At 69.7% G+C, this 12,429-nt stretch carries 15 protein-coding genes; 11 read left to right on the top strand and 4 right to left on the bottom strand.

Features of this window, described 5'->3' with window-relative positions; all coding sequences use genetic code 11:
- The 5 genes from AC2VOR_RS03035 to AC2VOR_RS03055 all read left to right on the top strand — a co-directional run.
- Window positions 1–135 (top strand): AMP-binding enzyme (locus tag AC2VOR_RS03035; RefSeq protein WP_486963184.1); only part of this gene is annotated, 135 nt, incomplete at its 5' end.
- A gap of 364 nt (window positions 136–499) precedes the next feature.
- The gene (locus AC2VOR_RS03040; RefSeq protein ID WP_369737073.1) at window positions 500–1,357 is read left to right on the top strand and encodes a hypothetical protein; all 858 of its coding nucleotides are present in this window, start codon (window positions 500–502) and stop codon (window positions 1,355–1,357) included.
- Entirely contained in the window at window positions 1,354–2,001 is a 648-nt protein-coding gene (locus tag AC2VOR_RS03045; RefSeq protein ID WP_369737074.1) for a twin-arginine translocation pathway signal, read from the top strand. The genes AC2VOR_RS03040 and AC2VOR_RS03045 overlap by 4 nt, the downstream gene beginning before the upstream one ends.
- A 9-nt stretch (window positions 2,002–2,010) precedes the next feature.
- Complete coding sequence (locus AC2VOR_RS03050) at window positions 2,011–2,634, top strand: fatty-acid--CoA ligase (protein WP_369737075.1); 624 nt, start codon at window positions 2,011–2,013, stop codon at window positions 2,632–2,634.
- 13 nt (window positions 2,635–2,647) lie between these two features.
- Window positions 2,648–2,842 carry a (2Fe-2S)-binding protein gene (locus tag AC2VOR_RS03055; RefSeq protein WP_369737076.1) on the top strand — a complete coding sequence of 65 codons (195 nt, stop codon included), beginning with the start codon at window positions 2,648–2,650 and terminating at the stop codon, window positions 2,840–2,842.
- Between the two features lie 9 nt (window positions 2,843–2,851).
- Here the strand turns inward: AC2VOR_RS03055 and AC2VOR_RS03060 are convergent, their stop codons facing one another.
- Window positions 2,852–4,546: an alpha-keto acid decarboxylase family protein gene (locus AC2VOR_RS03060; protein ID WP_486963181.1), complete on the bottom strand. Its 1,695-nt coding sequence runs from the start codon at window positions 4,544–4,546 to the stop codon at window positions 2,852–2,854.
- Window positions 4,547–4,618: 72 nt separating this feature from the next.
- Here AC2VOR_RS03060 and AC2VOR_RS03065 point away from each other — a divergent pair, with 72 nt between their 5' ends.
- From AC2VOR_RS03065 to AC2VOR_RS03080, 4 genes are read left to right on the top strand one after another with little or no spacing between them, the layout of a single operon-like run.
- The gene (locus tag AC2VOR_RS03065) at window positions 4,619–5,062 is read left to right on the top strand and encodes an SRPBCC family protein (protein WP_369737077.1); all 444 of its coding nucleotides are present in this window, start codon (window positions 4,619–4,621) and stop codon (window positions 5,060–5,062) included.
- 3 nt (window positions 5,063–5,065) lie between these two features.
- On the top strand, window positions 5,066–6,148 hold the full coding sequence (locus AC2VOR_RS03070; RefSeq protein WP_486963182.1) for a CaiB/BaiF CoA transferase family protein: 1,083 nt from the start codon (window positions 5,066–5,068) through the stop codon (window positions 6,146–6,148).
- A 58-nt stretch (window positions 6,149–6,206) separates the two neighbouring features.
- The gene (locus AC2VOR_RS03075; protein WP_369737079.1) at window positions 6,207–6,644 is read left to right on the top strand and encodes an SRPBCC family protein; all 438 of its coding nucleotides are present in this window, start codon (window positions 6,207–6,209) and stop codon (window positions 6,642–6,644) included.
- A gap of 49 nt (window positions 6,645–6,693) precedes the next feature.
- Window positions 6,694–7,149 carry an SRPBCC family protein gene (locus tag AC2VOR_RS03080; protein ID WP_369737080.1) on the top strand — a complete coding sequence of 152 codons (456 nt, stop codon included), beginning with the start codon at window positions 6,694–6,696 and terminating at the stop codon, window positions 7,147–7,149.
- A gap of 5 nt (window positions 7,150–7,154) precedes the next feature.
- Here AC2VOR_RS03080 and AC2VOR_RS03085 read toward each other — a convergent pair whose 3' ends face one another.
- Both AC2VOR_RS03085 and AC2VOR_RS03090 read right to left on the bottom strand, forming a co-directional pair.
- Window positions 7,155–8,588, bottom strand: a complete 1,434-nt coding sequence (locus tag AC2VOR_RS03085) for a HAMP domain-containing sensor histidine kinase (RefSeq protein ID WP_369737081.1) — start codon at window positions 8,586–8,588, stop codon at window positions 7,155–7,157.
- A complete protein-coding gene (locus AC2VOR_RS03090) occupies window positions 8,585–9,292 on the bottom strand; it encodes a response regulator transcription factor (protein ID WP_369737082.1) in 708 nt (235 codons plus the stop codon). Before AC2VOR_RS03090 ends, AC2VOR_RS03085 begins: the two co-directional genes overlap by 4 nt.
- A gap of 143 nt (window positions 9,293–9,435) precedes the next feature.
- On the opposite strand from AC2VOR_RS03090, the gene AC2VOR_RS03095 reads away from it, so the two are divergent.
- Window positions 9,436–10,638 carry a PPE family protein gene (locus AC2VOR_RS03095; protein WP_369737083.1) on the top strand — a complete coding sequence of 401 codons (1,203 nt, stop codon included), beginning with the start codon at window positions 9,436–9,438 and terminating at the stop codon, window positions 10,636–10,638.
- Between the two features lie 14 nt (window positions 10,639–10,652).
- Here the strand turns inward: AC2VOR_RS03095 and AC2VOR_RS03100 are convergent, their stop codons facing one another.
- Window positions 10,653–11,846 carry a pyridoxal phosphate-dependent aminotransferase gene (locus AC2VOR_RS03100; RefSeq protein WP_486963183.1) on the bottom strand — a complete coding sequence of 398 codons (1,194 nt, stop codon included), beginning with the start codon at window positions 11,844–11,846 and terminating at the stop codon, window positions 10,653–10,655.
- An 86-nt stretch (window positions 11,847–11,932) separates the two neighbouring features.
- Here AC2VOR_RS03100 and AC2VOR_RS03105 point away from each other — a divergent pair, with 86 nt between their 5' ends.
- Window positions 11,933–12,331, top strand: coding sequence for a Zn-ribbon domain-containing OB-fold protein (locus tag AC2VOR_RS03105; RefSeq protein ID WP_369737085.1), 399 nt, complete (start codon window positions 11,933–11,935; stop codon window positions 12,329–12,331).
- The last annotated feature ends 98 nt before the right edge of the window (window positions 12,332–12,429 follow it).

Consider the following 12,429-nt stretch of genomic DNA (forward strand, 5'->3'; position numbering starts at 1 on the left):
GCCGTGGACGCCGAGGAACTCATCGGCTGGTGCACCGAACGCATGGCCGGATTCAAGGTGCCGCGGTCGGTGGAGTTTCTCGACGCGCTTCCGCTCAACGCCACCGGCAAGGTGGTCAAAGACCTGCTGCGCTGATCGTCCCGGCGGGCTCCATATGCCCGATGAGAGAATGATATTTCCGCTGCTGTATATCTGTTTCACGCGGTGCTGAGGGCTAGGGCTAGCGAGGTTCCGCGGGATGGGTGATAACCTGGTTCTCCTGGCGACATCGGCCGCCGTGGCACTCGACGCGCGCAAGGATCTCGCAGCAGGCGCCTGTGCGTGAGGGGGTACGACGAGTAGGGTTGCGCAACGGCGACGTCGGTCGTCGGCGGTCAGGGCAAACATCCCGTCGACGGGCACGCGGTAGAGGAGTTGGGCATTTGGGTCACGAGCAGCGTCGGGCCGGTGAGCGGTGAGTGGTGGCCGCCAGAATGCTGCTGAGGCGAGACCGGTTCCGGTGAACGAAGGCGAAACCCCCAGTACCGCCGCGGACATCATGGCGTTGGCCGAGCAGGCCGAGGCAGAGGCCGCGGAAGCCGAAGCCCTCGCCGCCGCCGCCCGGGCCCGCGCGCGGGCCATCCAGTTGCGCCGCGAGGCCGAACTCGCCGAAGCCAGGACGCAACAGGCAGCGCGCGAGGAAACCGCGGCCGACCTCTCCGGCGACGAGGCGGCGGTGGATGCGACGGCCGACGTCGGGACCGAGGCGCCCGATACCGAGACGACCGCGGCCGCAGAGTCCGCCGTCGAACCGGAGAGCGAGTCGGGGGAGGAATCCCGCGATGAGGCCGCGGAGGCGGAGAAGCCGGGGCGACGCCGGCTGCGCCGCCCCAAATGGTCGACCGTCGCGGCCGCCCTGGCCGTGATCGTCGTGCTCGCCGCGCTGTCCGGCACCGGATACATGGTCAAGGAGCATCGCGACGCGGTCCGGCAGCGGCAGCGTGCGGCCGAGTTCGCCGCCGCCGCGCGCCAGGGTGTCGTGACGTTGACGTCGATGGATTTCAACAACGCCAAGCAGAGCGTGCAGCGCATCCTCGACGACTCCACCGGTTCGTTCAAGGACGACTTCCTCAAGATGGCCGACGACTTCGTCAAGGTGGTCGAGCAGTCCAAGGTCGTGTCGCAGGGCACCGTCCAGTCCGCAGCCGTGGAACTGGACTCGATGACCGACAATTCGGCGACGGTGCTGGTCGCCTCCACCTCCGAGGTCACCAATGCGGCCGGCGCCAAACAGGATCCACGTAGCTACCGGCTGATCGTGACGGTGGCCCGCGACGGCGACCAGATCAAGATATCGAAAGTTGAGTTCGTGCCGTGAGCGCAGACGAAACGCCGGCCCCGGAAACCGAGGAACAGGTCGAGACGGCCCCGGACGCTGAGGACGCCGAGGAGCCCACCGCCGCGACAGCCGACACCGGCGCGGGCCCGACCACGCCCGGCCGGCTCAAGCGCGTTGGCGCACAGGTGAAGAGGCGGTCGTCCGGAAAGGTCCTGCCCGCCGTGTTGGCGTTGCTGGTCGTTGCTTCGCTGGGGTTGCTGGGCGGGTTGTACTACTTCTCCTACCTACCGGACCGGGAAACGGACGGCGCGGCCGCCAAGGCGGCGATCACGGCGGCCAGCGAGGGGACGGTCGCGGTCCTGTCGTATTCCCCCGACACCCTCGACCGCGACTTCTCTTCGGCGAAGTCGCATCTGACGGGCGACTTCCTGACCTACTACAACCAGTTCACCCGGGAGATCGTCGCCCCGGCCGCCAAGCAGAAGTCGGTGAAGACGAACGCGGTCGTGCTTCGCGCCGCCATCTCGGAATTCCGCCCCGGCGCGGCCACGGTGCTGCTGTTCGTCAACCAGAGCACCCAGAGCAAAGACCGGCCGGAGCCCACCCTGACCTCGAGCAGCGTCCTGGTCAAACTGGACAAAGCCGATGGGAAATGGCTCATTTCGTCATTCAACCCGGTATAGGACCCGGCGATGACGAACGACATCCACTCGATGGTCATCGCGACGGACTACCGCGTTCCCGATCCGACGCGGGTGTGGCCGCTGCTCGAGCGCAACAAACCGGCCCTCGCCGACATCGGCGCCCACCATGTCCTCGTGTACATGTCCACGCACGACTACGGGCGTGTGCTGGTGATGATCGGCGTGCACAGCCGGGAGCCGATCGTGGAACTGCTGCGCTCGCGGGTGTTCTTCGACTGGTTCGATGAGGCCGGCGTCGAAGACATCCCCGCGGTGTTCGCCGGCGAGATCGTCGACAGGTTCGTCGCCGAGCAACCGTCGACCCCGGGAGCGCCGGGGGTCGTGGTCGCCGCCTTCGCCTCCGTCGACGACGTGGCGACGCTGAACTCGGGGGTGCGTGTCGCGATGGACCGGTTCGCCGCCGCGGGGATTCGGAAGACCTGGGTGTTCCAGGCGTTCGACGACGAGCGCGAGGTGCTCATCCTGCAGGAGCTGCCCGACGAAGAGGGGGCGCGGGAGTGGCTCGAGCATCCCGACGCCGCCGCCCAATGGATGTCCGGGGCGGGGGCCGGCGCCTACCCGCCGCTGTTCGTCGGCCGCTTCTTCGACATGATGCGCATCGAGGCGGACTGAGCGGATCGCCGGAATGTTCGTGTGCCTGTGCAACGGCGTCACCAACCAGACGGTGTGCGAGGCCATTGCGGCCGGGGCGTCGACGACCAGGGATGTCGCTCGGGCCTGCGGCGCGGGCGCCGACTGCGGGCGCTGCCGGCGCACCGTCCGGGCGATCCTGCGCTCGGCGACCCCCGATCCCACATCGCCCCGCCCCGGGGCGCGCTGAGACCGCGGCTCAGCGGCGCGGGCTGCCGTCCGGTGACGTCGGCTGCACGAGTTCGACCAGCAGCCCGGGGATTTCCATCCGCGGCAACACCACCTCGACGAACACCATGCGGTTCTGCTCCTCCGCCGCCGCGGTCAACGCGTCGTCGAGTTCGCCGTAGGTCTCGGCCCGGAATGCCAGGTAGTTGGTGACGCCCAGCGCGCTGGGCAGATCGGTCCACCGCCAATTGACGATGTCGTTGTAGGGCGCGGCTTCCCCGTGGATCGCCCGTTCGACGGTGTAGCCGTCGTTGTTGACCACCACGATGACCGGCGAGAGCCCCTCGCGGGAGAAGTTGCCCAGCTCCTGGACGGTGAGCTGGGCGGCGCCGTCGCCGATCAGCAGCACCGTCCTGCGGTCCGGGTGTGCCACCCCCGCGCCGAGCGCCGCGGGCAGGGTGTAGCCGATCGAGCCCCACAAGGGTTGGCCGATGAAGGTGACGCCTTGCGGCAACCGGTGGTTGGCCATGCCGTAGAACGACGTCCCCTGGTCGGCGAGCACCACGTTGCCCGGGGTGAGCGCCGAACACAGCCGGTCCCACAGCATCGGCTGGGTCAGTGCCTGCTCACGCGCGGGAGTGCCGGCGGCCGCCGGGTCCGGTTCCGCCGGGGCCGTGACCACCTCCGGTGAACGCCTTCCGCGCCGCACCAGGATCTCGGCCAGCGCGTCGAGGGCGGCGCCCATCTCCAGCGGCGCGAACACCCGGCCGGCCACACTGCTCTGGTACTGCCCGACGTCGATGGTCCGCGCCGGGTCGATGTGCTGGCTGAAGAAGCCGCTGACCATGTCGGTGAACACCACCCCGGCGGTGACCAGCACCGGCGCCTCCTCGATCGCCGTGCGCACCTGCGGGCTGCTTGCCGCGCCGGCGTAGATGCCCAGGAAATGCGGTGAGCTCTCGTCGAGCAGGCTCTTTCCCCACATCAGCGTGGCGTAGGGCACCACGTCGGCGGCCAGCAGCGCCTCGAGTTCCTTGACCACCTGCAGCCGGTGGACCAGCAGGTCGGCCAGCACCGTCAAGCGGTGCCCGCCGATCAGTTCGCCGGCTGCCTCGATGAACTCGGCCAGCGCCCGCGGGCTGGTGCCCCCGGTGTAGCGGGGCAACGGGTCGCGGGGCGGTTCGGTGGGAAAACGCGCCACGTCGGTGGACATCAGGATGTATCCGGGGCGCTTCTGCTCCCGCACCTCGGACAGCACCCGGTCGATCTCGCGGCAGGCCGTTGCGGGCATCAGATTGGCTTGGGCGCAGGTGATTTCGCGGCTGACCCGGAAGAAGTGCTCGAAGTCGCCGTCGCCCAGGGAGTGGTGCAGCGCGCGCCGGGTGCCCTGGGCGTCCTTGGACGGGCCGCCGACGATGTGCACCACGGGCACGTGCTCGGCATAGCTGCCCGCGATCGCGTTGGCCGCCGACAGCTCGCCGACACCGAACGTCGTTACCACGGCGGACATTCCGCGCAGCCGCCCGTACCCGTCGGCGGCGTAGCCGGCGTTCAGCTCGTTGGCGTTGCCTACCCATCGCAGGGTCGGGTGCGCGACGATGTGGTCGAGGAATTCCAGATTGTAGTCACCGGGCACGCCGAAGATCTCGGACACACCGAGCTCGGCAAGGCGGTCGAGGAGGTAGTCGCCGACGGTGTAGGCGGGATCAATGGGCGCTTCACTCACGAAGTCGACGTTACGCCCGGTGGCCATTGTGAATCGCTCCCGGCCGGGCTCCGATTGTCCTATGGTGCGCCCATGGCAATCAAAGAGTCGCGCGACATCGTCATCGAAGCGAGCCCGGCGCAGATCCTGGACGTCATCGCCGACTTCGAGGCGATGCCCGAGTGGTCCGAACCCCATCAGAGCGCGGAGGTGCTCGAGACCGGCGACGACGGCCGGCCGCGCCAGGTCAGGATGAAGGTCAAGGTCGCGGGCATCACCGACGAACAGGTAGTGGCCTACACGTGGGGCGACAACGAGGTGAGCTGGACGCTGGTCAGCTCCTCCCAGCAGAAGGCGCAGGACGGCAAGTACACGCTGGTGCCCAAAGGTGACGAGACCTTGGTGAAGTTCGAGCTGCTCGCCGACCCCAACGTGCCGCTACCCGGTTTCGTGCTCAAACGCGCCGTCAAGGGGACGATCGACTCCGCGACCAAGGCGCTGCGCGAGCGGGTGCTGAAGGTGAAGAAGGACGCGTAGTCCGTGGGTCGCGGCGGGCCCCTGGCCGGGGTCAGGGTCATCGAGCTCGGCGGCATCGGGCCGGGGCCGCACACCGGGATGATGCTGGCCGACCTGGGTGCCGACGTGGTGCGGGTGCGCCGGCCCGGCGTGGCGATCGCGATGCCGGCGGAGGGCCGTGACCTGCTCCACCGCGGCAAGCGCATCGTCGACCTGGACGTCAAGGCGCGGCCCGGGGCGCTGCTGGAGCTGGCCGCCAGGGCCGACGTGCTGCTGGACTGTTTCCGGCCCGGCACCTGCGAGCGGCTCGGCATCGGCCCCGACGACTGCGCGGCGGTCAACCCGCGCCTGATCTTCGCGCGGATCACCGGGTGGGGGCAGGAGGGGCCCCTGGCGCAGACGGCCGGTCACGACATCAACTATCTGTCGCGCACCGGTGCGCTCTCCGCGCTCGGCTACGCCGACCGCCCACCGCTGCCGCCGCTGAACCTCGTCGCCGACTTCGGCGGCGGTTCGATGCTGGTCCTGGTGGGCATCGTCGCCGCCTTGTACGAGCGGGAACGCTCGGGCCGCGGACAGGTCGTCGACGCCGCGATGGTCGACGGGGTCAGTCTGCTCGCTCAGGTGATGTGGACGATGAAGTCGACCGGGTCGCTGCGCGACCGGCGCGAGTCGTTCCTGCTCGACGGCGGCGCGCCGTTCTACCGCTGCTATGAGACGTCCGACGGCAAGTACGTGGCAGTCGGGGCGATCGAACCGCAGTTCTTCGCCGCGTTGCTCGAAGGGCTCGGCCTGTCGCCGGACGAGGTGCCCGGTCAGCGCGACATCGCTTCCTACCCAAGGATGTTCGACATCTTCACCGAGCGGTTCGCCGCCCGGACCCGCGACGAGTGGACGCGGGTCTTTGCCGGCACCGACGCGTGTGTCACGCCGGTGCTGACGTGGGGCGAGGCGGCCACCGACGACCACTTGCGGGCCCGGTCCACGGTGATCACCGCGCACGGCGCCGACCAGGCCGCGCCCGCCCCGCGCTTCTCGCGCACACCCGCCCCGCCGGTGGGGCCGCCGCCATCCGGCACCACTTCGCTGACCGAAATCGACTGGTAAGAAACCGGTTACGGCGAAACCCGCGCACTCCCGGTGCGGCGTTGCTAGGTTGGGCGCAGTGGCTGTAAAAGCATCGCGGGAGTTCGTCGTCGACGCGCCGCCGGCAGTGGTCATGGAGGCGCTGACCGACGTCGTCGTGCTGTCGTCCTGGTCGCCGCTGCACAAGCACATCGAGGTGATCGACCGTTATCCCGACGGCCGGCCCCACCACGTCAAGGCCACGATCAAGATCCTGGGGCTCACCGACAGGGAGGTCCTGGAATACCACTGGGGCCCCGACTGGGTCGTCTACGACGCCAAGGGAACCCCCCAACAGCACGGCCAGCACGTCGAGTACAACCTCAAGCCGGAGGGAACGGACAAGACCCGGGTGCGCTTCGACATCACCGTCGAGCCGGCGGGGCCCATCCCGGGTTTCATCGTCAGGCGGGCGACGCGGTCCGTCCTCGATGCCGCGGTGAAAGGCCTGAGCGACCTCATCGCCGGCGGCGGCTGATCGAAGAGTTTCGGGCACATCCGGTAGTGCGGTTGCTAACTTGGTAGCGGTGGCCGTACAAGCATCGGCGCAGATCGTCATTGATGCGCCCCCGGAAGAGATCATGGTGGTGCTCGCCGACGTCGGCGCGGTGCCGCTGTGGTCCTCGGTGCACAAGAAGGCCGAGGTCATCGATGCCTATCCCGACGGCCTGCCGCACCACGTCAAGGTCACGGTCAAGGTGCTCGGTATCGTCGATCATGAAGTGCTGGAATATCATTGGGGTCCCGACTGGGTCGTGTGGGACGCGCGGAAGACCGTGCAGCAGCACGGCCAGCACGTCGAATACCGGTTGCAGCGCGTCGGCGTCGACAAGACGCGGGTGCAATTCGACATCACCCTGGAACCGTCGGCGCCGCTGCCGGAGTTTCTGGTCAACCGTGCGCGAAAGACGGTCGTACGCGCCGCAACCGAGGGATTGCGCAAGCAGGTCCTGACCGCGCAGCGGGCCCGCCGGCCGGAATAGCCGGCTCAGGTCCCCGCGGGGTCGGAAGGCGGCGCCAAGGGCAGGCTCAGCCGGAAGGCCGCGCCGGGTTCGTGGGGCAGGCATTCCAGCGTGCCGTGGTGGGCCTCGGCCAGTCCGCGGGCGATCGACAGCCCGAGTCCGGCGCCCCCGGAGCCGCGGTCGCGCGCGTCGTCGAGGCGGACCAGCCGGTCGAAGACCCGCTCGCGGTCCGCATCGGGGATGCCGGGCCCGGAGTCGACGACCGTCACTTCCGCGGTGTGGTCGCGGGCCGCGGTGTGCACGGTGATCTCACCGCCGCGCGGGGTGTAGCGGCGGGCGTTGTCCAACACGTTGGACAGGATCTGCACGATCCGGCCAGGGTCGGCGCGGATGGGTAGACGAGCGTCGTCCCCGACCAGCCGCACCGTCACGCTGGGCGCGAGCATGGCGGCGCGTTCCACTTCGGCGGCGACGACGTCGACGAGGTCCACCTGCTCGCTGCGCAATGCCGTCCCCGCATCGATGCCGGCGATGTCCAGCAGGTCGGAAACCAGCCGGCCGGCCCGCCGGGTCTCACCGCCCAGCAGCGCGGCGTAGCGGCGCAGCCGCGAGATCGACGCCGCGTCGTCATGACCGGTTCCCTCGGTGCTGGCGGTCAGTTGTTGCGCCACCGCCTGGATCGCGGTCACCGGGCTGCGCAGTTCGTGGGCGGCGTCGGAGAGGAAGCGGCGTGTCTTGGACTCGGCGCGTTGCGCGGCTTCGGCAGCCCGGTGAGCGTTGGTCTCTGCGGTCTCCAGCGCGTCGAGCATGTTGTCGAACGCGGCGGCGGCGTGACCGAGTTCGGTGGTCGGCCGGTCCGGCCGGAGTCGCCGTCCCCGGTCGCCGTGGGTGATCTGCTCCGCCGTCGAGGTGATCCGCTGAAGCGGTGCCAGCGCGCGACCGACGACGAGCCTGACCAGCACCGCGATCAATATCAGCGTTGCGGTGCCGCCGATGAGGAGGTCGCGCCGCAGCTGGGCCCGGCGGGCCTGGATGCCGTTGGTCTTGCCCACCAGGATGATCGTCGAGCCGTCGCGCAGGACCCGGGTGACCGCCTTGCTGCTCCGTTCCTTGGCGGTCGGTGGCGGCACCGCCCCGGTTTGCGGTGGTGGCGGCGGGGACGCGCCGGTGTCCAGCGAACGGTCACCGTAACGGGTGCCGTCCGGGCCGATCACCCGCACCCGGATCCGCTGCGCCTGCAGCTGAACGACGAGTTCTGCCGGGCCGACACCCACCTTGACGAGATTGGCGGCGCGCACGACGTCGTCGGCCAGCCGGGACTCGAGGTCACGGTTGAGCTGAACCCCGACCACTTCGTCGATCGCCGCGCCGAGAGCCAGCAGCAGGATCGCGATCAGGCCCACCGTCGCCACCGTGACCCGCCGGCGCAGCGACGGGGTGGGAGTGGTCGGCGCGGTCACGGATGGCCCGCCGACAGCCGGTAGCCGATTCCCCGGACCGTGTGCAGCATCCGGGGCCCGTGTGCCTCCAGCTTGCGGCGCAGCGCGCTGATGTAGACCTCGACGAGGTTGGCGTCGTAGGCGTCGTATCCCCATACCGCCGCGAGGATCTGATCCTTGCTCACCGTCCGGCCCCGCTGCTCCACCAGGTAGCTGAGCAACTTGAACTCGGTGCCGGTGAGGTCCAGCATGGTGCCGGCCCGGCTCACCACCCCGCCCTCGGCGTCCAGCACCAGATCGCCGACCTGCATCGCCGAGGGCACCCGTCCGCGCCGCCGCAGCACGGCGCCCACCCGGGAGACCAGCTCGGCGACGTCGAACGGCTTGACCACGTAGTCGTCCGCACCGGCGTCGAGCCCCCGCAACCGATCCGGGAGCGCGTCGCGGGCGGTGAGCAGGACGATGCCGGCATCGCCGTAGCCGCGCACCACGTCGATGAGGGCGAAGCCGTCGCGGCCGGGCAGCATCACGTCGAGCACCACCAAGTCGGGACGAAACGCGGCCAGCGCGTCCTCGAGCCCCCGGCCGTCGACCCGTCCGCCGCTGACATACCCGGCGTCGGCGAGCGCCTCCACGACCATCTCGCGAATGGCGCCGTAGTCCTCCACCACCAGCACCCTGGGCGGGTTGGTGTCCGAGTGCTGCCGAGCGGGGAGTCCGTGCACACGGCCATTGTGACGACGCTTTCCTGAAGGGAGCCTGAGCGTCGGTGCCTCGGGGTGCCTCTTTCAGCTCGGCTTCAGCTTCGCCTTGGAGTGTCTGTGTCGAACGAAGACCCGACCGGCTTGAGCACAAAAGGTGTTGCGCAATGGATTTCGGAATGTTGCCTCCGGAAGTCAACTCCGCCCGGATGTATGCGGGACCGGGCTCGAGTCCGTTGTTGACGGCCGCGGCGGCCTGGGACGGGTTGGCCGCCGAGCTGCGCGTCACGGCGGCCTCGTACGACTCGGCGATCTCGGGTCTGATGGGCTCGTGGACGGGGCCGGCGTCGGCCTCGATGGTCGCCGCGGCCGCACCCTACGTCGCATGGATGAACACCACCGCCGTCCAGTCCGAGCAGACGGCGGCCCAGGCGCGGTCCGCGGCGGCCGCCTACGAGGCCGCGTTCGCGATGACGGTGCCGCCCCCGGTGGTCGCGGCCAACCGCAGTTTGGTGGCGTCGCTGATCGCCACCAACTTTCTGGGTCAGAACACCCCGGCGATCGCGGCCGCCGAGGCGCAATACGGCGAAATGTGGGCCCAGGACGCCGCCGCCATGTACGGCTATGCCGCCTCCTCGGCGACCGCGACGAGGTTGACGCTGTTCCAGGCGCCGCAGCAGATCGGCAACCCGGCGGGTCTGGTCAGCCAGGCCGCGGCGGCGCACGCCGCCACGACGGCGGCGGCGGCGAACACCCCGACGACACTGCAGGAGGCCATGACGGCGCTGCCGCAGACCCTGCAGGGACTCGCCTCGCCGTTGTCGTCGGCGTCGTCGCTGCCCTCCACGTCGACGCTGACGTCGATGTTCAACACCTCGATGAACAGCCTGAAGACGGTTCTCTACCCCGCGTCGATCGTGTCGATGATGCCGATGCGGGGACTCTCGATGGCCAACATGTCGAAGTCGTTGATGTCGTCGGTCGGTGCGGCCGCCAAAGCGCTTCCCGCCGCCGGGGCGGCGCTGTCGCACGGTGTTGGCTCGGGTGCGCTGGGGTCACTGGGCACGGTGAACCTGGGGCTGGGCGGAAGCCCGGGCGCGGTGTCGGCGGGGTTGGGCCGCGCCGCCACGGTCGGCGCGCTGTCGGTGCCGCAGGCGTGGTCGCCCGCGCAGATAGCCAATCCCTTCGCCGCGGGGTTGCCGGGGGTCGGGTTCGGGTCCCTGCCGAGCGAGGCCGCCGCATCGATGGGTCTGCCACCGATGACGCCGATCACGAACATGGCCACGCAGGGCATGCATGGCGTGTTCACCGCGGCGCCCCGGTACGGGTTTCGTCCCGCCGTGCTCGCCCGCCCGCCCGCCGCGGGATGAGCGCGCGGCGCGGGTCACCCCGCTGGCGGGTCCGGCAGCGCCGCGAGTCGCCTGAGCGCTTCGTCCAGGGTGTCGTCCCGTTTGCAGAACGTGAAGCGCACCAAATGATTCCACACCTTGGCCTGCTCCGCGGCGTGTGGGGCGTCCGGGTCGCAGAACGCCGACAGCGGGATGGCCGCCACACCGACCCGCTCCGGGAGGGCCGCGCAGAACGTCGTGCTGTCGTCGTAGCCGAGTGGGCGCGGATCGGCGCACAGAAAGTACGTTCCGTAGCTGTCGTGTACCTCGAAACCGATCTCGGTCAGCCCCGCGCTGAGCCGGTCCCGCCTGGCCTGCAACGTGTTCCGGAGTTCGGACACCCACGCGTCCTCGGTGTCGAGCGCCAGCGCGACGGCCGGTTGGAACGGGGCACCGCCGACGTAGGTCAGATATTGTTTTGCCGCCTTCACGCCGACGATGAGCGGCGCCGGGCCGCAGGCCCACCCGATCTTCCAGCCGGTGCAGTTGAACATCTTCGCCGCGCTGGAAATGGTGACGGTGCGCTCGGCCATGCCGTCGAAGCCTGCCAGCGGGAGGTGCTCGCGGCCGTCAAACACCAGGTGCTCGTACACCTCGTCGGTGATCACCAAAAGGTCTGCCGCCACGGCGATCTCGGCGATCGCCTGCAGGTCGGCCCTGCTCAGCACCGCTCCGGTCGGGTTGTGCGGTGAGTTGACGATCAGCGCCCGGGTGCGCGGCGTCACCGCCCGGCGCAACGCGTCGGCGTCCAGGGCGAAGCCGCGGCCGTCGGGTACCAGCGGCACGGCCACCCGCTGCGCGCCGGCCATCGCCAGCACCGGTGCATAGGAGTCGTAGAACGGCTCGATGAGCACGACTTCCTCACCTGGCTCCACCAGGCCGAGCACCGCCGCCGCGATGGCCTCGGTGGCCCCGACCGTGACCAGCACCTCGGTGTCGGGGTCGTAGTCGATGCCGAACCGCCGCCGGCGCTGGGCCGCGATGGCCCGGCGCAGCGCCGGGATGCCGATCCCCGGCGGGTACTGGTTGGCACCGCCGGCGATGGCGTCCTGCGCCGCCTTCAGCAACGCGGGTGGCCCGTCCTCGTCGGGGAAGCCCTGGCCGAGGTTGACCGCGCCGATCCGCGCGGCCAGGGCCGACATCTCGGCGAACACCGTGGTCGCGTACGGACGCAGTCGCGACACCGTCATGATGCTCGAGCTTAAGACGCGTTGGCGATGTGCTACGCACGGCCCGTGATGGGCTACGGTCGTTTACACACGGGACGGAGGTTGTCATGGCCGGGCAGATTCCTTTGGTCGACTATCTGGTGCTCGACGACGGCGAACCGCACCTCGTCGCGCACGAATGCACCCATTGCGGGGCCCGGTTCTTCGACCGCCGTAACGCGTGCGCGAGCTGCTTTGCCACGGAGTTCAAGACCGTCCCGGTCGCGACCGAGGGCACGGTGCGTGCGTTCACGATCGTCACCTTCGCCGCGCCGGGGATCCCGACCCCGTTCGTCGCGTCCGTGGTGGACTGCGACGGCACGCAGGTGCGCGCCAATCTGATCAACGTCGAGCCCGACCCCGAGCATGTGCGCGACGGGATGAAGGTGCGCCTGGCCACCTATTCGTTGGGGGCCGACGCCGAGGGCACCGAGGCGATCGGCTTCGGTTTCGAGCCCGCCGCCTGAGTCAACCGAGTCACTTCGAAGGAGCAGCGACGATGAGCGCCAGCGACGAGATCTGGATCCTGGGCATCCGGATGACCAAGTTCGGCAAGCACCCCGAC

The sequence above is a fragment of the Mycobacterium sp. TH-M103 genome, assembly GCF_057473785.1.